Raw genomic sequence first — 17,564 nt, 5'->3', positions numbered from 1 at the left:
CATGGCTCTCGCCAGGGCGCGGCGCGCCGATCGCCGCATCGACTATTGGCCGGGTTTCGTCGACGCGCTGTCGACGCTGCTCCTGGCGATCATGTTCCTGCTCACCGTGTTCGTGCTGGCGCAATTCCTGCTCGGCCGCGAAATCTCCGGAAAGGACACGGTGCTCAACCGCCTCAACTCGCAGATCAACGAACTGACCCAGCTTCTGGCGCTTGAGCGCTCGTCGACGCAGGACAAGGAGGATTCGCTTGCCAATCTGCAGGCTTCGCTCTCGGCGTCGGAGGCGGAAAAGAGCCGGCTCCAGCAATTGCTGGCGCAAGGCGCCGGCGCCGGCGACGCGGCCAACCAGCGTGCCACGGCCCTTTCCGGCGAGCTCGACAGTCAGCGCCAGATCAGCCAGCAGGCGCTGAGCCAGGTCGAGATCCTCAACCAGCAGATCGCAGCACTTCGCAAGCAGATCGGCGCGCTCGAAGACGCGCTCAACGTGTCCGAGACGCGCGATCGCGACTCCAACACCAAGATCGCCGATCTCGGTCGCCGCCTCAACGTGGCACTTGCGCAGCGTGTGCAGGAGCTGAACCGCTACCGCTCCGACTTCTTCGGGCGCTTGCGTGAAATCCTCGCCGACCGCGAGAACATCCGCATCGTCGGCGACCGTTTCGTCTTCCAGTCGGAAGTGCTGTTTCCGACCGGCTCCGAGGTGATCAACGATGCCGGCAAGGTCGAGATGAAGAAGCTCGCCGACGCCATCATCGAACTGCAGAAGGAGATCCCGCCGGAGATCAACTGGGTGCTGCGCGTCGACGGCCACACCGACAACAAGCCGCTGTCCGGCACCGGCCGCTACCGCGACAATTGGGAGCTGTCGACGGCGCGTTCCACCTCGGTGGTGAAGTTCCTGATCGAGAACGGCGTGCCGGCCAACCGGCTGGTCGCTGCCGGCTTCGGCGAGTTCCAGCCGCTCGACCCCGCAGACACCGACGAGGCACGCAACAAGAACCGCCGCATTGAACTGAAGCTCACCGAACGGTGATCGCGCATCACGCGAATTTGTTCGCCGGCTCAACGCTAGGGCGCAGACATCAGGCCGGCAAGGCCTGAAAAGATTATCTTTTTTTAATTACACTTCGCCGCCGGCCGCTTCTAGTTTCCGCCGCGGAGGCCGAGAACCGCCGGCGATGACTCCCATCATCGCGGCACGACGGAACCGGACGGCCTGTGACCGGAAGTGGGGCGCAGCAATCGCCCCTTCCGCAGTAAGAGGAGGACGCAGCCATGCGCTCTTATGCTTCCAAGGCAACAATCAGGACTGCAACGATCGCCGCCTTTCTTGTGGCGGTTCCTTTGTCCGGCGCCTATGCCGCCGGACATCACAAGGGCGCTCTCGACGCAGCCGACCCGACCGATATGGTCGGCCCGCGCGTGACCGGCCTGATCGAACAGGCGAAGGGCGTTGACGAAGGCATCGCGGACGCGAGGCAGGCGAACACGATCACGCCGGCCGAAGCGCAGCAGCTGCACATGCGCGCCGCCCATATCAGCCAGGCTGCCGCAAGAACGGCTGCCGCGGATCATGGCAGGATACCGGCCGCGCAGTATCATGATTTGCTGCGCCGGCTCGACGATGTCGACCAGGCGCTCCGGATCGACACCGGCACCGGCTTCCTGATGGGTGACGGCGCCGATGGTGGGCACTATCCGAACGGCTGATCATCGGAACAAGAGGAAGGGACGACCTGGCGCCCAAGGGACCTCATCCCAAGGGCGTCTTTTTTCACCAGCCCAGCCAGAGCACGATCAGGGCGAGCACGGCCGGCACGGTCTGGATGAACAGGATCTTCCTGCTGACGGTCGCCGCGCCATAGAGGCCCGCTATCGCGACACAGAGCAGGAAGAACACCTTGATCTGGAAGCCGGCCGCGCCAAGAGCGAGGCCCCAGATCAGGCCGGCGGCAAGAAAGCCGTTGTAGAGCCCCTGGTTGGCGGCGAGCACCTTGGACGCCTTGGCAAAGTCAGGTGTCAGGCCGAACGCCTTGTGGCCGCGCGGCGTATCCCACAGCACCATCTCCAGATAGACGATGTAGCAGTGGATCAGCGCCACCAGCCCGACCAGAATGTTGCCGATCATTTTTCCCCTCCGTTTGCCGTCTTTGCGGCCAGCCAGCATTGATCACGCACGGGCCTCGCGGCGCAAGATGCCTTGAGCTTAGCCCGCGCCAGGCTCAGGGTTGCCAACCCCGGCATGTTGGTATCTTTTCCCGCCAGCCAATCGAAGCTGACGGAATCCACAATGTCCTTTCAGAAACTTGACGACCTCGGCCACAAGCTCGAAGCGCTGGAACATGCGCTCGCCATCCTCGGCGCCGACGAGGCGACCCATATGGCGGTCGGCGGCGGCGAGAAGCGCGCCGAGGCGATGTCGGCGCTCGCCGGCATGCTCCATGCCCGCGCAACGGCGCCCGAGATATCTGACTGGATCGCCGCAGCCGAACAGGAGGTGCTGAACGAGGAACAGCAGGCGGCGGTCGGGGAATTGCGCCGGCAATACACCAATCTGACCTGCCTGCCGGTCGAGTTCGTCGAGCGCCAGACGACGGCGCGCATGCGCTCCGAACAGCTCTGGCGCGATCTGCGCGCCAAGAACGACTGGGCAGGTTTCCTGCCGGCGCTGGAAGGCGTAGTCGCCCTGGTGCGCGAGGAGGCGGCATTGCGCGCCGATGTGCTCGGCCTCGCCCCCTACGACGCGCTGATGGAACAGTACGATCCCGGCAACCGTGCCGCCGACATCACGCCGGTGTTCACCGAACTGAAGACCTTCCTTACAGGCTTTGTGCCGGAAGCACTGGCGGTGCAGGAGGCGCGGCTAGCCAAGCACCCGCTGAAGCCGCTTTCCGGCAGCTCTGCGATCGACAGGCAGCGCGAACTCGGCCTTGCCATGATGGCGGCCGTCGGTTTCGACCTGACCCACGGCTCGTTGTCCGTGTCGCACCATCCCTTCTGCGGCGGCGTGCCGAGCGACGTGCGCATCACCACCCGCTACAAGACCTCGGATTTCCTGTCGGCGCTGATGGGCGTGCTGCACGAGACCGGCCATGCGCTTTACGAGCAGAACCTGCCCAAGGCCTGGTCGCATTGGCCGCTCGGCAAGGCGCGCGGCATGGCGGTGCATGAAAGCCAGAGCCTGTTCGTCGAAAAGCAGATCGGCCGCAACCCGGCCTTCTGGCGCTGGGCGCTGCCGATGGTCGAAAAGCATCTCGGCGAGGCCTGGTCGATCGACGACATCCTGCCGCATGTGCACCGGGTGGAACGCGGCCTGATCCGCGTCGACGCCGACGAGGTCACCTACCCGCTGCATGTCATCCTGCGTTACGAGCTTGAACAGGAGCTCGTTTCGGGGCGGCTGGAAGCGGCGGACCTGCCGGAGGCATGGGACGCCAAGATGCGCGACTATCTCGGCCTCTCGACCATCGACAACCCGGCTGACGGCCCCATGCAGGACGTGCACTGGCCGGGCGCCGCGTTCGGCTATTTCCCGTCCTACACGCTGGGCGCCATGATGGCGGCGCAGCAATGGGCCGCGCTGACGCGTGACCACCCGGCTGCCGACAGTGATCTCGCGAAAGGCGACTTCAGTGCCATCAACGATTGGCGCCGTGAAAAAATATGGTCGCAAGGGTCGCGCTGGTCGACGCCGGGCCTGCTCGAACGCGCCACCGGCGAAAAGCTGAATGCCGTGTATTTCACCGACCATTTGCGCAAACGCTATGGCAGATGAACGCATTCGTCCTTTGCCACCGCCCCCTCATGGAGGCTGAAAAACCCGCGCAATAGACTTTACTTTGACTGAAAAGCCTCTGAAGAAAGAAGCTCTTTCAAAGTAAGCGAGCGTGGATGCCGGCCCGTGGCAGTTTTCGTGAGGTCAGGTCTTTCTGGTGCCTCATCGTTTTTTTGGTCTTACCGGTCGGCCTTAGTTCTCCTGCCAGGTCCGATGAGACGGTTCTCAAGGCTCCGGCGGAAAGCTGGACGAAGCTGATCGACGTTCCGACGGCAGACCCTGCACGAGCGGATCAGGTCAGGAACGGACTGTCCTGGCTGCTGTTGGACGAGCAGATCGTCCATCGGCCGGGCGGCCATGATGATTTTTCGCGCACGGTCTACAAGATTGTCGACCGACCTGGCCTTGAGCAAGGTGCGGGCATCGACCTGCAGTTCGACCCGTCGCGGCACAAGGTTACGCTGAACCATTTGCGCATTATCCGCGACGGCATCGTTCTGGACCGGCTGGCTGACGCGAAGTTCGACATCTTCCGGCAGGAAAAGGATGCTGAACGGGGCGTCTTCGACGGCTGGTTAACCGCTCATATCAACATCGATGACGTGCGTGTTGGCGACACGATCGACTACGCAACGACCTACGAGACAACGCCGCTTATCGGCAAGGATCTGTTCTTCTTCAATTTTTCGACCGAATGGGAAGAGCCGGTAGCGCTCATACGCTCCAGCGTCACCTGGCCTGCCGATCAGCCGCTCGAGGTCAAGGCAAGGGGAACGCAGGTCAAACCGACAATCTCCTCGTCGAGCTCCGATACCGTCTATTTGTGGGAGATTCCAAGCCCGAAGCCGGTCAAGGTCGAGGACAACCTCCCGACCGAGTATCCGGCCCGAGGCTCGGTCGATGTGGCATCGACAGCAGACTGGCAAGGTGTGGTCGACGCGGTTGCCCCATACTACAAGCCGGCCACAACTTTCCCGCCGGCATTTGCAGCGCAACTCGACGCCATCACTCTCAAGCGTCCCATGCCCGAAGACCGCATGATACAGGCGATGCGGCTGGTGCAGGATCAGATACGTTATGTCAGCCTGTCGATCGGTACCGGATCCTATATTCCGCGCGACCCCGCGACGGTCATTTTGAGCGGATTTGGGGACTGCAAGGACAAGGCCTTGCTGCTTGCCTCGTCGCTCGTGCGGCTTGGCATTTCCGCGCAAGTTGCGCTGACCGATCTCGACGAGGGGCGCGCGCTGGACCAGCATCTGCCGGCATTTGCGCGCCTTCGACCATGCCATCGTCAAGGCGACGATCGGAAAGGAAACATATTGGCTGGACGCCACCAACTATCTTCAGGGCGGCAAGGCGCACGATTTCCCGCAAGCCGATTACGGCTTCGCACTGCCTCTCTTCGGCACCGGCAAGTTGGAGAAGATGCCCAGCGCCGTGCCTGCCAACCCATCGGTGCAGGTTGCCGAGGAGTTCGTTTTTCCCGACAAGCTGGGCGATCCGCTGTCGCTGACGGTGTTCTCGACCTACGAAGGCGCCGACGCTGATTCAATGCGCAGCAGATTGGCGGGCCGATCGCTGAGCGATCTGTCGGACACGTATCTAAAATACTACAGCAAACAGTACCCAGGCATTCAAAGCGTGGCGAAGCTGGAGATAGTCGATCGCCGCGACGGCAACATCGTCAGCGTGAAAGAGAGTTACAAATTGCCGGCGCAGGCACTGGCGGCCAACGATCTGGCCAAGGACTTTCCGATTCGGGCGTCCGATCTCGGCAACTTTCTGCCGACCCCGACAATTGTGGGCCGTACCGGTCCTGTCTCGCTCGGCTCTACGCTTTACCGGCGTCACAAGGTTACGGTGCGCAACCTCAAGGCCAGGTTCTCCGGTGGGCCGATGAAGAACATCACGACGCCCTACGTGTCGCTCAAGGCATCGTGGAGCAACACGCCGACCGAGTTCGAGGTGGAATGGAATTTTAAGACGCTGGCAACGGAAGTGCCGGCCAAGGCGATTGCCGACTACCTGAAATCTGTCGACGATATTTCGAGGGAACTCGAGTGGCGGTACGACTTCACCTACCAGGATCCGGAAGACCCACCCGCCAATGTAGAGGTCAGAGATCCGGGTCTGGAACAAGAACGTGTTTTCGCCAGCCTGCTTCTCTTGTCCGTGTTCCTCGGCGTTCCCCTGTTCATGGCCTATCGTCGCAGCAGACGCTAAGCCACCGCGACTCCGGCGCCGGCTACTCGGCCGCGCCCTTGAATGCGCTGGCGCCTGTCTCGAACTGCAGCTTGGCCAGCCGCGCATAGATGCCGCCCTTGGCGACGAGGCTCTGGTGGGTGCCTTCCTCGACGATGCGGCCAGCCTCCATGACCAGGATGCGGTCGGCCTTCAGCACCGTCGCCAGCCGGTGGGCAATGACTAAAGTGGTGCGGCCCTGCATCAGCCGCTCCAGCGCCGTCTGCACCAGCGTCTCGCTTTCGGCGTCGAGCGCCGAAGTCGCCTCGTCGAGCAGCAGGATCGGCGCGTCGCGCAGGATGGCGCGGGCAATCGCCACGCGCTGGCGTTGGCCGCCGGACAGTGTCACGCCACGCTCGCCAACCTGGCTGTCATAGCCTTTCTCGAGCTTGAGGATGAACTCGTCGGCAAGGGCTGCCTTGGCCGCCGCCTCGATCTCGGCCTCGCTGGCGCCGGGCCGGCCGAAGCCGATATTGTCGCGCGCGCTGGCCGCGAAGATGGTGACATCCTGCGGCACGATGGCGACGCGCCCCCTGATCGCCGCGGGATCGGCCTCGCGCAGGTCGACGCCGTCGATGACGATGCGGCCGGTCTCGGGATCGTAGAAGCGCAAGATCAGCGAAAACACCGTGCTCTTGCCGGCGCCCGAGGGACCGACGATCGCCACCGTCTCACCGGGCTTGATCTGAAAACTCAGGCCGTGGACGGCGGCGCGGTCGGGCCGTGCCGGATAGGAGAAGGAGACGTCGTCGAAGCTGATCGCACCTTTCGCCTTGGCCGGCAGCGGCGCGGGATTGGCCGGTGACTGAATGGCGGGCTTCTCGGCCAGGATCTCGGTCAGCCGCTCCGCCGCGCCCGCCGCCTGGGCAAGCTCGCCCCACACCTCCGACAGCGCGCCAAGCGCGCCGGCGGCAAACACCGAATAGAGCAGGAACTGGCCGAGCGTGCCCGGAGACAACGTGCCGGCAAGCACGTCGCGCGAGCCGAACCAGAGCACCGCCACGACTGAGGAAAAGATCATGAAGATGGCGAAGAAGGTAAGGAAGGAGCGGGCGAAGATCGAGGCTCGAGCCGCCTCGAAAGCGGCTTCCACGGCGGTCGAGAACCGGCCGGTGACCAGTTTTTCGTTGGTAAAGGCCTGCAGCGTGCGCACCGCGCCGATCTGCTCGCTGGCATAGGCGGTGGCGTCGGCAAGCGTGTCCTGCGCCTGCCGCGACTTGCGCCGCACCGAGCGCCCAAAGGCGACCAGCGGCAACACGATGATGGGAATCGCTGCGATGACCAGGCCCGACAATTTCGGGCTGGTGAAGACCATCATCGCCACCGCGCCGAGGCCGAGGATGACGTTGCGCAGCGCCACCGAGGCGGTGGCGCCGACCGCCGATTTCACCTGCGTGGTGTCGGCCGCGAGCCGCGACACGATCTCGCCGGATTGCGCGGTGTCGAAAAAGGCCGGCGACAGCGTCGTGACATGGGCAAACACATCGCTGCGGATGTCGGCGACGACGCGCTCGCCAAGCGTGATGACGAAATAGTAGCGGCTGGCCGAGGCAGCCGCCAGCAAGGCGGCCATCACCACCAGCATGGCGAAATATTCAGCGATGAAGCTGGAATCGGAGGCGGAAAATCCGTGGTCGATCATGCGCCGCACGGCGAGCGGCAAGGCCAGCGTCGTCGCCGCGGCGACGATCAGCGAGATGACCGCGCCGATGACCATCTTGCGGTAGCGGGTGATGTAGGGAAAAAGACGCCGCAGCGGTCCGAGCGAGCGCCGGCGCTCGTCTTCCTCGCCGCTGATATCCGCCATGACCGTTTCCTCTGGCCGCTTCCAGGTGGGCGCTTCAATATGCGCCTGCCGCGGCCTTGTGATTCAATTCCGGCTGATGTATAGGCTCGCCGACCGTTTTAGAAGCCGTGGCTCCTCAATAGCTGCGGCTTCGGATTTTAAAAAGGGGCGCATCGACGCAGGCCATGGGCCCGTCGGCAGCGCCGGCAAGCCAGGAACAGAACCATGAAGACCGACATCCATCCCGACTACCACACGATCAAGGTCGTCATGACCGACGGCACCGAATACATGACCCGTTCGACCTGGGGCAAGGAAGGCGATACGATGAACCTCGATATCGACCCGACCACCCATCCGGCCTGGACCGGCGGCCAGCAGACCCTGCTCGACCGCGGCGGCCGTCTGTCGAAGTTCAAGAAGCGTTTCGAAGGCTTCGGCATCTAAGCCGCAACAGTCTTTCACGGATCAAAAAACCCGCCTTCGAGGCGGGTTTTTTGTTGACCTCAAGCAGCCGGTGATGGGACGCAAGCGGTCAGGGAGGACACTATGTCTAATCTCGACGACGAGCGGTGGTCCGACCTCAAGGGCGGGTACAAGGTTGTCTATGACCCACGACCGGCCTTGCGAACGCTGGCCGTTCACTACGGCGACAAATCGGCCTGGGATGAGCTCTGGAATGAATTGCATCATCAGGGAGATGTTGGAGACGCGTCTTACGCCGCGGTCGTTGAAATCGTCCGCATCTCCGAAGATCACACTCCGGCTTACTGGGGTGCCTATGGTCTGGCCGCAACGATCGAAGAAGCGCGACTGCTCGACGACCGGAACCCGCCGGTCCCTGCTTGGATCGAACCGCATTACAAGGCAGCGTGGCGAACGCTTCAGCACCTGGCATTGCGGGATCTGGCCACTTCCACCGATGACGAGACGGTAAACTGCGCATTGGCTGTCATCGCGCTTCATCGAGGCCGGTTCAGCCTTGGCCGCATGGCGATGTGCACGGAGGATGAGCGCGCGGAAATGCTGAGGAACCATTTCGGCCGCTAGCGCGCCCTACTCGGCAAGCAATTCCCGCAGCGCCATGCGCTTGTAGGCCGCGACCAGCCTGTCGCCTTCCTGCCGCTCGACCGAGATCGCAAGCCGCATCGCGGCCTCGCCCATCTGCCAGACGAGAAACGCCGTCGTCTCCATCGCCACCGGGTCGGCTGCCGGACGCAGCCGCCTCAGCACCGCGATGAGGAGTTCGGCATTGGCGCGGCTGTCGGCCAGCTCCAGTTCGCGCAACGCCTTGTCGGCTTGCGTGCCCGACCAGATGTCGCGCATCACCGGCTCGGCCAGGAACAGCCGGTAGTAGATGTCCACCAGCTCCGAAAACGCCTGCCGCAGGCCTTCGGCATCGCCGACATCCTTCAGCGCGGCCGCAATGCAGGCCTGGCTTTCGGCCGTGTAGCGCTCGGCCAACGCCCAGACGATGGCCCGCTTGTCTGGGAAGAACTGGTAGAGCGAGCCGATCGACACGCCAGCCCTTTCCGCCACCTCGCCCATGCGCATGGCATCACTGCCTTGCTCGGCGATCAGATTTGATGCAGCGGCCAGCATCCGCTCGACCCGCTCGCGGCTGCGCTGCTGGCTGGGCGCCCGGCGCGGCGATCCGACCTGCCCCTCCTGCTCAACGGTCCTGCCTTCCATGGCCCCTCCAGAATTTTTCAGCGAACGCGCTTGACTTGCAGAATACGAGGGTTTATCACGTTTTGCAAATGTGAGGATTACTCATGTTTGGAAAAGAGAGGAAACCGAAATGACTGACACCACTTCAAAACCAATCCTGATCCTCGGCGGCACCGGCAAGACCGGCCGTCGCCTCGCCGAGCGGCTGACCGCACAGGGCGTTCCCGTGCGCATCGGCTCGCGTTCGGGCAGCCCGCGCTTCGACTGGGAGGTTCCCGCGACCTGGGGCCCGGCCGTGCAGGGCGTCAGCGCCATCTACATCAGCTACTATCCCGACCTCGCGGTGCCGGGCGCTGCCGAAGCTATCGGTGCCTTCGCTAGGCTAGCCGTGGCCAATGGCGTCACCCGACTGGTGCTGCTGTCCGGCCGCGGCGAGGCCGAGGCCCAGCGCGCCGAAGAGATGGTCAAAGCCTCGGGCGCCGACTGGACGATCCTGCGCTGTGCCTGGTTTTCGCAGAACTTCAGTGAAGGCTTTCTCGTCGAGTCCTTGCTCGAGGGCGAAGTGGCCTTGCCAGTCGGCAATGTCGGTGAGCCCTTTGTCGATGCTGACGACATTGCCGACGCGGCCTTCGTCGCGCTGACCGAGCCAGGCCATGCCGGCCAGCTCTACGAACTGACCGGCCCGCGCCTGCTGAGCTTCGCCGACGCGGTCGCCGAGATCGGCAAGGCCGCCGGGCGCGACATAGGCTTCAAGCAGATTTCGCATGCCGAGTTCGCCGCCGCTATCGTCGCGCACGAGCTGCCGGCCGAGTTTGCCTGGCTGCTCAACGAGCTGTTTACCGAGGTGCTCGACGGCCGCAACGAGGCGCTGACCGATGGTGTCCAGCGTGTGCTCGGCCGTGCGCCAAAAGACTTTTCCGCCTACGCAACCGAAACCGCCGCTACCGGCGTGTGGAGCAACTGAGATGATCAAGCTTCTTCCCACCCTCACCATCATTGCCGCAATCGGCTCGGGCGTCGTCGGCGGCGTGTTCTTCGCCTTTTCCAACTTCGTCATGGCGGCGCTTGCCCGGCTGCCCGTCCCAAGCGGCATCGCTGCGATGAATTCGATCAACGTCACGGTGATCACCCCGACCTTCATGACGGCGCTGTTCGGTACCGGGCTGCTCTGTCTGGTACTTATCGCCAGTGCCGTCATCGGCTGGAGCCAGCCGGGTTCGTTCTGGCTGCTTGCCGGCGCGCTGCTCTATCTCGTCGGCAACCCGATCGTGACCATGCTCTTCAACGTGCCACTCAACGATGCGTTGGCCGCGGTCGACCCGGCCAGTGCCAACGGCACCGCGGTGTGGACCACCTATCTCAGGGATTGGGTGATGTGGAACCACGTCCGCACCATCACCGCGATCGTGGCGATGGCCTGCTTCATTTTCGCATGGCAGTGAAATGCAGAGCGTAAATGCAAAAAGACCCCGCCCTTTACGCGGGGTCTTTTGACTTATGCCCCTTGCGATCGGCATGGCCGAGATCGCGGTCCGGATCGATCACATCGCGGACCAATTGCTTGAGCTTCGCCGCGTCCGGAAAGCCGCCATCGCGCTTGCGGTCCCAGACCAGCGTGTCGTCGCAACTGATGGTGAAGATGCCGCCGGTGCCCGGCACCAGGGTCACCTCGCCCAGCTCCGTGCCAAAGGTGGAGAGCAGTTCCTGCGCCATCCAGCCGGCACGCAGCAGCCACTGGCACTGCGTGCAATAGCTGATGCGGATGGTGGGCAGCGGCTTGTCGCTCATGTCAGATTGAGCTCCGCTCATATCTCGGGATGGCGCGTGCCGGGCTGAGCTGTGCTCATGCCGCGCTGAGTTTCGCCATGGTCTCGTCGTCGACTTCGAAATTGGCGTAGACGCTCTGCACGTCGTCGTCATCCTCGAGCGTGGCGACCAGCTTCATCAGCGACTGCGCCCGCTCCTCGTCGACCGGGATGTTGTTCTGCGGCCGCCAGATCGGCTTCACCGATTCGGCTTCGCCGAGCGCACCTTCCAGGGCCTTGGAGACTTCGCCCAGATTTTCGAAGGCGCAATAGATGGTGTGGCCTTCCTCGTCCGACTGCACGTCGTCGGCACCGGCCTCGATCGCCGCGTCCATGACCTTTTCGGCGCTGCCGGCTGACGCCGGATAATAGATCTCGCCGACGCGGTCCCACATGAACGACACCGAGCCGGTTTCGCCCATCGCCCCGCCGGCCTTTGTAAAGGCGGCGCGCACGTTCGAGGCCGAACGGTTGCGGTTGTCGGTCAGCGCCTCGACGATCAGCGCCACGCCGCCCGGCCCGTAGCCTTCGTAGCGCACCGCTTCGTAGCTTTCGGCATCGCCCATCGACGCCTTGTTGATGGCGCGCTGGATGTTGTCCTTCGGCATCGACACCGCCTTGGCATTCTGCACGGCAAGGCGCAGGCGCGGGTTCATCGACGGGTCCGGCGTCCCGGTCTTGGCGGCGACGGTGATTTCGCGCGCCAGCTTGGAAAACATTTTCGACCGCACCGCGTCCTGGCGGCCCTTGCGGTGCATGATGTTCTTGAACTGTGAATGGCCAGCCATGGCACCCCTGTCGTCTTCGGCTAGAGCATTTGCGGCCGGGCGGTTTCACCCGGCGTTTGCGAAAATGCTCGAATTCAAATCTCAGAACGTCCCTGGTACGCCCGGATGGACATACGGCGCTCGCTGTCGGAATGGCCGGCTTATAAATAAATCGGCTCAATTCGTCCAGCCGCGCCGTTGGCGACCTGTGCGGGATCAGCCCGAGGGACCGGCCGGCAGCCGTTCACGCCTCGAGATCGGACTTCAGCCGGTCGATGATGCTGATTGCGTGGCCGGCATACTGGCTGATCCAGCGGTCATGGATCTGCTTGATCGGTAGCGCGTTGAGATGGTTCCAGCGCTCGCGCCCCTCGCGCCGCGCCACGATCAGCTCGGCCTCCTCCAGTACCTTGAGGTGCAGCATGACGGTACAGCGATCCATATCGGGAAAGGCATCGCACAGCGTGCCTGTGGTCTGCGGCTGGTCTTTCAGCCGATCCAGCAATTCGCGCCGGCGCGGATGCGCCAGCGCCTTGAAAACATTGTCGTCTTGCGATTGGCTTGACATGTTATATTTCTATAACATATCGTTGGCCCAAGCAAGGAAGGAGCTGGATATGCCTCTTGGTTTCAAGATATCCGGACGCATCGGCAAACCGGTCGCCGAAGTCTTCGACGCGGTCGTCAATCCGAACAAGCTCAGCGGATATTTCACCACCATTGGCGGCGCCAGCGCACCACTGGTGGCGGGCACCACCGTGACATGGTGGAAGACGGTGCCCGTCGAGGTCGACGAGGTCGCGAAAGACAGCCGCATCGTGCTGCGTTGGGACGCCACCGACGCCGACGGCAAGCCGGCCTACAAGACGCGCATCGAAATGAATTTCGAGCCGCTGGACGACGGTGGCACCTTCGTCACCATCGCCGAGACCGGCTGGCATGAAGGAGAGGTCGGATTGAAGAAGTCCTACCTCAATTGCGAGGGCTGGTCGCAGATGCTGGCCTGCATGAAAGCCTATGTCGAATACGGCATCAATTTGCGCGACGGCTACTATCGCAGCGAGCTGAAGGGCGAACCCGCCAACGAGACCAATATCTGAGCGACCGTGATGAAGACGGAGGCCTGTGATGAAGCAAGTAACGCCATTTCTGATGTTCGAGGGCAAGGCCGAGGAGGCGATGACCCTCTACTGCGAGACCATTCCCGACAGCAGCATCCTTGACGTCACACGTTACGGCTCCGGCGAAGACGGCCCGGAAGGAACGGTCAAGCTGGCGCGGGTGTCGATCGGCGGCCTGGAGGTAATGCTTTACAACAGCCCTGTGCACCATGCCTTCACCTTCACGCCGTCGGTCTCGCTCTATGTGGATTGTTCCTCCGAGCAGGAGCTGAACCGCATTGTCGAGACAATGGCAAAGGACGGCGCGTTCCTGATGCCGCCCGACAATTATGGCTTCAGCCGCCGTTTCGCATGGCTGAACGACAGGTTCGGAGTTTCCTGGCAGGTCAACCTGTCATAGCGAGCGCGGACCGAACCGGCTGATGAAGACACCATCTGAACGCAGGAAGTGGGGCCAGCAATGACCGCGAAAATCACCGGCGGCGTCAACGTCGCCATGAAGGTACCGCCGCACCAGTATGAGGCGACGATCGCATTCTACCGCGATGTCGTCGGCCGGAAGCCGTTCACCACCAAGGCGCCGGCAATCGGCTTCGAGTTCGGCCCCAACCGCCTGTGGATCGATGAAGCGCCGATGATGAGCCAGGCCGAAATCTGGCTGGAACTGTTTGCGGACGATTTTCCGGCCGCCGCGGATCGTTTCGCCAAGGCTGGCGTTGTGCGCTGTGACGCCATCGAGCCCTTGGGCGAAGGTTTTCGCGGCTTCTGGATCACCAATCCGGCCAGCATCGTCAACATGGTGCGCGAACCGGATGCCTGGTGAAGGGCCAAAGCCTGGAAAGGAGACCGCCATGGAAATCCGCGAAGCGCCAACCGCCGAAACCGCCATGCTGATCAGGCGGCCTGTTGCCGAGGTGTTTGAAGCGATCGTCGATCCGGCTGTCACCACGAAATTCTGGTTCACTCATTCCAGCGGCCGGCTGGACGCAGGCAAGCCGGTTCAGTGGGAATGGCGCATGTACGACGTCTCGACGGCGGTCGATGTCAGCGAGATCGTCAAGGACAAGAAGATCGTCATGCAGTGGAGCGACCCGCCAACCATTGTGGTCTGGACCTTCACCGAGATGCCGGGCAACACGACCTTTCTCGAAGTTCGCAATTTCGGCTTTGCCGGTAGCGGTGACGAGCAGGTCAAGCAGGCGATCGATTCGACCGGCGGCTTCTCGCTCGTGCTGGCCGGCGCCAAGGCGTGGCTGGAGCAGGGCCTGACGCTTGGCCTGATCGGCGATCGCCATCCGAAGGGCGTGCCGGCGAGCTAAGAGCAATTCCAGGAAAAGTGTGTAGCGGTTTTCCGTCCGGAATTGCGCAAAAACAAAAGGTTAGAGCCGGCCAGCCTCAGTGCCCGCCGCCGGACCTTGCCTTCCTCCGCCGCCGCGCCAGCATGTTGAGGCCTTCGACCAGCGCCGAGAACCCCATAGCGGCGTAGATGTAGCCCTTCGGCATATGGTAGCCCATGCCGTCGGCGATCAGCGTCATGCCGATCATCAAAAGGAAGCCCAGCGCCAGCATGACGATGCTCGGGTTCTTGGCGATGAAGTCGGCGAGCGGCCCGGCCGCCAGCATCATCACGGTGACCGCCACGATCACGGCGATGTACATGATGGCGATCTCGTCGGTCATGCCGACGGCGGTGATGATCGAATCGATCGAGAAGACCAGATCGAGCAGCAGGATCTGGAAGATGGCGCCGGCGAGCGAAATCTGCAGCGTCTCGCCGAGCATCGTGTCCTTATGGTCGTCGGGATCGACCGTGTGGTGGATTTCCTTGGTCGCCTTCCAGACCAGGAACAGGCCGCCGGCAATCAGGATCAGGTCGCGCCAGGAAAAGCCGTGGCCAAGCGCGGTGAACACCGGCGTCGTCAGCTGGACGATGATCGAAATGGTGGCAAGCAGCACCAGCCGCATGATCAGCGCCGCCGAGATGCCGAGCCGCCGGGCGCGGGCGCGTTGCGTTTCCGGCAGCTTGTTGGTGAGGATCGAGATGAAGATCAGATTGTCGATGCCGAGCACGACCTCCAGCACCACCAGCGTCAGCAGCGCGACCCAGGCGGTCGGGTCCGAGACAAAGGCAAAATGCGGCGCCAGGAATTCGATGAGCTGCATGGAGGTCGTCCCCTCTACGATCTAGAGCAGTTTGGCGGAGTTCGTCGGCAGTTAGGGACTGCCAACGCTCATATCAATGTCACGACCAAAAGGACGGCGCGGTTTCCTCGAGCCGTGGCCCGCGACGAAACGGCGCGATCTTCTCGGCCAGCCCGGTGCGATCGGAAATATCGACGCCGACACCGCACAGGGTAGCCGGACCGTTTGCCGCCTCGAACCGCCCTTTCGGCACTTTCGACAGGAAGCGGTTGAGCGGCTCCTCCTTGTCCATGCCGAGCGAGGAATCATAGTCGCCGCACATGCCGGCGTCGGACATGTACCCAGTGCCGCCATTGAGGATCTGGTGGTCGGCGGTCGGCTGGTGGGTATGGGTGCCGACGACGAGACTGGCGCGGCCGTCGACGAAATGCGCAAAGCACATCTTTTCCGAGGTCGCTTCGGCGTGGAAGTCGATGACGGCCGCATCGGCCTGTTCGCCGAGCGGGCATGCCGCCAGCTCGCGCTCGCCGGCCTGGAACGGATCGTCGAGCTCGGGGTGCATGAAAACACGGCCCATGATGTTGGCGACCAGCACCCGCGCACCGTTCCTGGCGATGTAGACGCCAGAGCCGCGCCCCGGCGTAAACTTGGGGAAATTGGACGGGCGCAGGAAACGCTCCTCGCGCGGCGCGAACGCCAAAGCGTCGCGCTGGTCCCAGACATGGTTGCCGGTGGTGACGACGTCAGCTCCCGCTGCGATCGTGTCGCGAAAGATCTCTTCGGTGATGCCGAAGCCGCCGGCGGCGTTCTCGCCGTTGACGACGACGAAGTCGAGCTTGAAGTCAGCGATCAGGCCGGGCAGTTGCTCCCACACCGCCGTGCGTCCAGTCTTGCCAACCATGTCGCCGAGGAAGAGAAGTCTCATAAGATCCCGAGCCGAAAGTCCATGAAGCACCAGCTGCATGACTTTCCGCAAAAGACCATGCACCCCAAGACTATCTACAATTGCGGAGCGAAGCGACGCAACCCGCTCTCGGTGAGTATTTCCGGAATGATCACGTCGTGATTCTCATCCGGCACCTGCGCGCCCGCAACGCGATCGGGCTAGGCGACGTCTACGGCGCGTTCCGTCGGCGTAGCTAGAAGAACCAGACGTAGAAGGCGGTGAAACCGCCGGTAGCGGCAAGGAGCAACAGCGCGCCGCGCCAACCTTTGGCTGCGGCGGTATCGAGGTTCGACGGATCGGCAGGGTCGTAGTACAACTCTACCTTGTCGCCTATGGTCGCCGCATAAAGACCGATGACCTTTCCCTTTCCGGACCAAGTCATCGGCGCGTCGTCAACCACATAGGTGACGGCGACATTGATGCCATCTATCGTTAGCCCGTTTTTTTCGTTTCAGTGTAGGGATCGACATCCGTCACGGTGGCGACCGTCTGATACCAAGCGGCTTTGTGATACAGGGAGGTTCCGGTGATGTGCAATCCCATTGCAAGCAGCACTACCGCGCGGCATCAAGAGGAAACGCATTAAGACCATAGCTATTGCTGCCATCGAATCGGATTGTATTGCAGAAGTACTATCCGATATGTCTTAGAAACGCGTTAAGCAGATCATCACATATCGAACCGGCGCAACCCGCTCTCAGTGAGTATTTCCTGAATGATCACGTCATGGTTTTCGTCCGGCACCTGTGCCACCTCCTGGCAGTCGAAGGCGATGCCGATCAGCCGCGGTGGCTGCCCCTTGTCAACGAGCTTGGCTATGGCGCGGTCGTAATAGCCGGCGCCGTAGCCGATACGGTGGCCACGCGCGTCGAAAGCGGCGAGCGGCACCAGCATCACCGCCGGGTCGAGCACCGCGGCCTCTTCATGCGGGCCGATTGTGCCGAAGCCCATCTCCACCAGTGGCGTGCCACGCACCAGTTCGCGAAAGACGATGGTGGTCTTGTCGAGAATGGCCGGCAGGCAGAGCCGCGCGCCCTTTTCGCGCAAGGCGAACATCAGCGGCCGGACATCGACCTCCGAACGCATCGGCCAGAAGCCGGAGATGATCTGGCCCGGTTCGACCGCGATCTGGTCGCGAGCGGTCTCGGCCATTTCGAGTGCGATTTCCACGCGCCAGAATTCGTCGAGCGCATCACGTCGCCCGAGCGCTTCCTTGCGAAGATGTTTTTTCAGGTCTCTCGTAGATGTCATGCGCCAAGGTAGAAAAGGTCAGATTGGGGATGAGGTTTTGGGAGCGACGTTTTCCA

General features: G+C 62.7%; 22 protein-coding genes and 1 pseudogene. 12 read left to right on the top strand and 11 right to left on the bottom strand.

Annotated elements, in window-relative coordinates; translation table 11 throughout:
• Position 1 precedes the first annotated feature (1 nt).
• Complete coding sequence (locus AC1RUK_RS30795) at positions 2-1,033, top strand: peptidoglycan -binding protein (RefSeq protein WP_436169616.1); 1,032 nt, start codon at positions 2-4, stop codon at positions 1,031-1,033.
• A gap of 242 nt (positions 1,034-1,275) precedes the next feature.
• A complete protein-coding gene (locus AC1RUK_RS30790; RefSeq protein WP_481837602.1) occupies positions 1,276-1,710 on the top strand; it encodes a hypothetical protein in 435 nt (144 codons plus the stop codon).
• Positions 1,711-1,774: 64 nt separating this feature from the next.
• Here the strand turns inward: AC1RUK_RS30790 and AC1RUK_RS30785 are convergent, their stop codons facing one another.
• Positions 1,775-2,128: a DUF1304 domain-containing protein gene (locus tag AC1RUK_RS30785; RefSeq protein WP_481837603.1), complete on the bottom strand. Its 354-nt coding sequence runs from the start codon at positions 2,126-2,128 to the stop codon at positions 1,775-1,777.
• A gap of 162 nt (positions 2,129-2,290) precedes the next feature.
• Between AC1RUK_RS30785 and AC1RUK_RS30780 the strand changes: the two genes are divergently transcribed.
• On the top strand, positions 2,291-3,775 hold the full coding sequence (locus tag AC1RUK_RS30780; RefSeq protein ID WP_481837604.1) for a carboxypeptidase M32: 1,485 nt from the start codon (positions 2,291-2,293) through the stop codon (positions 3,773-3,775).
• Between the two features lie 116 nt (positions 3,776-3,891).
• Positions 3,892-5,325, top strand: a complete 1,434-nt coding sequence (locus AC1RUK_RS30775) for a DUF3857 domain-containing protein (protein ID WP_481837605.1) — start codon at positions 3,892-3,894, stop codon at positions 5,323-5,325.
• 698 nt (positions 5,326-6,023) lie between these two features.
• On the opposite strand, the gene AC1RUK_RS30770 is transcribed toward AC1RUK_RS30775, so the two are convergent.
• Entirely contained in the window at positions 6,024-7,826 is a 1,803-nt protein-coding gene (locus AC1RUK_RS30770) for an ABC transporter transmembrane domain-containing protein (RefSeq protein WP_481837606.1), read from the bottom strand.
• Positions 7,827-8,030: 204 nt separating this feature from the next.
• Here AC1RUK_RS30770 and rpmE point away from each other — a divergent pair, with 204 nt between their 5' ends.
• The gene (gene rpmE, locus AC1RUK_RS30765; RefSeq protein ID WP_006200144.1) at positions 8,031-8,252 is read left to right on the top strand and encodes a 50S ribosomal protein L31; all 222 of its coding nucleotides are present in this window, start codon (positions 8,031-8,033) and stop codon (positions 8,250-8,252) included.
• Between the two features lie 102 nt (positions 8,253-8,354).
• Positions 8,355-8,855 carry a hypothetical protein gene (locus tag AC1RUK_RS30760; protein WP_481837607.1) on the top strand — a complete coding sequence of 167 codons (501 nt, stop codon included), beginning with the start codon at positions 8,355-8,357 and terminating at the stop codon, positions 8,853-8,855.
• Between the two features lie 6 nt (positions 8,856-8,861).
• On the opposite strand, the gene AC1RUK_RS30755 is transcribed toward AC1RUK_RS30760, so the two are convergent.
• Entirely contained in the window at positions 8,862-9,497 is a 636-nt protein-coding gene (locus AC1RUK_RS30755; RefSeq protein ID WP_481837608.1) for a TetR family transcriptional regulator, read from the bottom strand.
• A 109-nt stretch (positions 9,498-9,606) separates the two neighbouring features.
• On the opposite strand from AC1RUK_RS30755, the gene AC1RUK_RS30750 reads away from it, so the two are divergent.
• Together AC1RUK_RS30750 and AC1RUK_RS30745 are read left to right on the top strand one after the other, a co-directional pair.
• On the top strand, positions 9,607-10,440 hold the full coding sequence (locus AC1RUK_RS30750) for an NAD(P)H-binding protein (RefSeq protein ID WP_481837609.1): 834 nt from the start codon (positions 9,607-9,609) through the stop codon (positions 10,438-10,440).
• Position 10,441: 1 nt separating this feature from the next.
• Entirely contained in the window at positions 10,442-10,918 is a 477-nt protein-coding gene (locus tag AC1RUK_RS30745; RefSeq protein ID WP_481837610.1) for an anthrone oxygenase family protein, read from the top strand.
• A 34-nt stretch (positions 10,919-10,952) separates the two neighbouring features.
• On the opposite strand, the gene AC1RUK_RS30740 is transcribed toward AC1RUK_RS30745, so the two are convergent.
• The 3 genes from AC1RUK_RS30740 to AC1RUK_RS30730 form a co-directional block, all read right to left on the bottom strand.
• Positions 10,953-11,264: an Rdx family protein gene (locus tag AC1RUK_RS30740; RefSeq protein WP_481837611.1), complete on the bottom strand. Its 312-nt coding sequence runs from the start codon at positions 11,262-11,264 to the stop codon at positions 10,953-10,955.
• Between the two features lie 55 nt (positions 11,265-11,319).
• Positions 11,320-12,069 carry a YebC/PmpR family DNA-binding transcriptional regulator gene (locus tag AC1RUK_RS30735; RefSeq protein ID WP_481837612.1) on the bottom strand — a complete coding sequence of 250 codons (750 nt, stop codon included), beginning with the start codon at positions 12,067-12,069 and terminating at the stop codon, positions 11,320-11,322.
• Positions 12,070-12,292: 223 nt separating this feature from the next.
• The gene (locus tag AC1RUK_RS30730) at positions 12,293-12,616 is read right to left on the bottom strand and encodes an ArsR/SmtB family transcription factor (RefSeq protein ID WP_481837613.1); all 324 of its coding nucleotides are present in this window, start codon (positions 12,614-12,616) and stop codon (positions 12,293-12,295) included.
• A gap of 49 nt (positions 12,617-12,665) precedes the next feature.
• Between AC1RUK_RS30730 and AC1RUK_RS30725 the strand changes: the two genes are divergently transcribed.
• The 4 genes from AC1RUK_RS30725 to AC1RUK_RS30710 are packed head-to-tail and all read left to right on the top strand — an operon-like array spanning position 12,666 to position 14,488.
• Positions 12,666-13,148 (top strand): SRPBCC domain-containing protein, encoded by a 483-nt coding sequence (locus AC1RUK_RS30725; protein WP_481837614.1) that lies wholly within the window; start codon positions 12,666-12,668, stop codon positions 13,146-13,148.
• 28 nt (positions 13,149-13,176) lie between these two features.
• Positions 13,177-13,569: a VOC family protein gene (locus AC1RUK_RS30720; protein WP_481837615.1), complete on the top strand. Its 393-nt coding sequence runs from the start codon at positions 13,177-13,179 to the stop codon at positions 13,567-13,569.
• Between the two features lie 60 nt (positions 13,570-13,629).
• Positions 13,630-13,992: a VOC family protein gene (locus tag AC1RUK_RS30715; RefSeq protein WP_481837616.1), complete on the top strand. Its 363-nt coding sequence runs from the start codon at positions 13,630-13,632 to the stop codon at positions 13,990-13,992.
• 28 nt (positions 13,993-14,020) lie between these two features.
• Positions 14,021-14,488 carry an SRPBCC family protein gene (locus tag AC1RUK_RS30710; RefSeq protein ID WP_481837617.1) on the top strand — a complete coding sequence of 156 codons (468 nt, stop codon included), beginning with the start codon at positions 14,021-14,023 and terminating at the stop codon, positions 14,486-14,488.
• Between the two features lie 76 nt (positions 14,489-14,564).
• On the opposite strand, the gene AC1RUK_RS30705 is transcribed toward AC1RUK_RS30710, so the two are convergent.
• The 5 genes and pseudogenes from AC1RUK_RS30705 to AC1RUK_RS30685 all read right to left on the bottom strand — a co-directional run bounded on the left by AC1RUK_RS30705 (position 14,565) and on the right by AC1RUK_RS30685 (position 17,508).
• A complete protein-coding gene (locus AC1RUK_RS30705) occupies positions 14,565-15,332 on the bottom strand; it encodes a TerC family protein (RefSeq protein ID WP_481837618.1) in 768 nt (255 codons plus the stop codon).
• A gap of 79 nt (positions 15,333-15,411) precedes the next feature.
• Entirely contained in the window at positions 15,412-16,236 is an 825-nt protein-coding gene (locus AC1RUK_RS30700; RefSeq protein ID WP_481837619.1) for a TIGR00282 family metallophosphoesterase, read from the bottom strand.
• A gap of 74 nt (positions 16,237-16,310) precedes the next feature.
• Positions 16,311-16,397: pseudogene (locus tag AC1RUK_RS30695) on the bottom strand (5-formyltetrahydrofolate cyclo-ligase); the annotation flags it as partial.
• A 53-nt stretch (positions 16,398-16,450) separates the two neighbouring features.
• Positions 16,451-16,639, bottom strand: coding sequence for a hypothetical protein (locus AC1RUK_RS30690; protein WP_481837620.1), 189 nt, complete (start codon positions 16,637-16,639; stop codon positions 16,451-16,453).
• 287 nt (positions 16,640-16,926) lie between these two features.
• Positions 16,927-17,508 carry a 5-formyltetrahydrofolate cyclo-ligase gene (locus AC1RUK_RS30685; RefSeq protein WP_481837621.1) on the bottom strand — a complete coding sequence of 194 codons (582 nt, stop codon included), beginning with the start codon at positions 17,506-17,508 and terminating at the stop codon, positions 16,927-16,929.
• Positions 17,509-17,564 lie beyond the last annotated feature (56 nt).

The sequence above is a fragment of the Mesorhizobium monacense genome (assembly GCF_056781675.1).
Note: the sequence above shows the minus strand (reverse complement) of the source record. Positions and strands in the feature narration are given on the sequence as shown.

Excerpts from the sequence above, each read along its gene's own strand:
- AC1RUK_RS30730 (WP_481837613.1), bottom strand. The coding sequence starts at position 12,616 with ATGTCAAGCCAATCGCAAGACGACAATGTTTTCAAGGCGCTGGCGCAT.
- AC1RUK_RS30785 (WP_481837603.1), bottom strand. The coding sequence starts at position 2,128 with ATGATCGGCAACATTCTGGTCGGGCTGGTGGCGCTGATCCACTGCTAC.
- AC1RUK_RS30790 (WP_481837602.1), top strand. The coding sequence starts at position 1,276 with ATGCGCTCTTATGCTTCCAAGGCAACAATCAGGACTGCAACGATCGCC.
- AC1RUK_RS30740 (WP_481837611.1), bottom strand. The coding sequence starts at position 11,264 with ATGAGCGACAAGCCGCTGCCCACCATCCGCATCAGCTATTGCACGCAG.
- AC1RUK_RS30795 (WP_436169616.1), top strand. The coding sequence starts at position 2 with ATGGCTCTCGCCAGGGCGCGGCGCGCCGATCGCCGCATCGACTATTGG.
- AC1RUK_RS30770 (WP_481837606.1), bottom strand. The coding sequence starts at position 7,826 with ATGGCGGATATCAGCGGCGAGGAAGACGAGCGCCGGCGCTCGCTCGGA.
- AC1RUK_RS30755 (WP_481837608.1), bottom strand. The coding sequence starts at position 9,497 with ATGGAAGGCAGGACCGTTGAGCAGGAGGGGCAGGTCGGATCGCCGCGC.
- AC1RUK_RS30685 (WP_481837621.1), bottom strand. The coding sequence starts at position 17,508 with ATGACATCTACGAGAGACCTGAAAAAACATCTTCGCAAGGAAGCGCTC.
- AC1RUK_RS30745 (WP_481837610.1), top strand. The coding sequence starts at position 10,442 with ATGATCAAGCTTCTTCCCACCCTCACCATCATTGCCGCAATCGGCTCG.
- AC1RUK_RS30705 (WP_481837618.1), bottom strand. The coding sequence starts at position 15,332 with ATGCAGCTCATCGAATTCCTGGCGCCGCATTTTGCCTTTGTCTCGGAC.
- AC1RUK_RS30750 (WP_481837609.1), top strand. The coding sequence starts at position 9,607 with ATGACTGACACCACTTCAAAACCAATCCTGATCCTCGGCGGCACCGGC.
- AC1RUK_RS30760 (WP_481837607.1), top strand. The coding sequence starts at position 8,355 with ATGTCTAATCTCGACGACGAGCGGTGGTCCGACCTCAAGGGCGGGTAC.
- AC1RUK_RS30725 (WP_481837614.1), top strand. The coding sequence starts at position 12,666 with ATGCCTCTTGGTTTCAAGATATCCGGACGCATCGGCAAACCGGTCGCC.
- AC1RUK_RS30715 (WP_481837616.1), top strand. The coding sequence starts at position 13,630 with ATGACCGCGAAAATCACCGGCGGCGTCAACGTCGCCATGAAGGTACCG.
- rpmE (WP_006200144.1), top strand. The coding sequence starts at position 8,031 with ATGAAGACCGACATCCATCCCGACTACCACACGATCAAGGTCGTCATG.
- AC1RUK_RS30775 (WP_481837605.1), top strand. The coding sequence starts at position 3,892 with ATGCCGGCCCGTGGCAGTTTTCGTGAGGTCAGGTCTTTCTGGTGCCTC.
- AC1RUK_RS30780 (WP_481837604.1), top strand. The coding sequence starts at position 2,291 with ATGTCCTTTCAGAAACTTGACGACCTCGGCCACAAGCTCGAAGCGCTG.
- AC1RUK_RS30720 (WP_481837615.1), top strand. The coding sequence starts at position 13,177 with ATGAAGCAAGTAACGCCATTTCTGATGTTCGAGGGCAAGGCCGAGGAG.
- AC1RUK_RS30700 (WP_481837619.1), bottom strand. The coding sequence starts at position 16,236 with ATGAGACTTCTCTTCCTCGGCGACATGGTTGGCAAGACTGGACGCACG.
- AC1RUK_RS30710 (WP_481837617.1), top strand. The coding sequence starts at position 14,021 with ATGGAAATCCGCGAAGCGCCAACCGCCGAAACCGCCATGCTGATCAGG.
- AC1RUK_RS30690 (WP_481837620.1), bottom strand. The coding sequence starts at position 16,639 with ATGACTTGGTCCGGAAAGGGAAAGGTCATCGGTCTTTATGCGGCGACC.
- AC1RUK_RS30735 (WP_481837612.1), bottom strand. The coding sequence starts at position 12,069 with ATGGCTGGCCATTCACAGTTCAAGAACATCATGCACCGCAAGGGCCGC.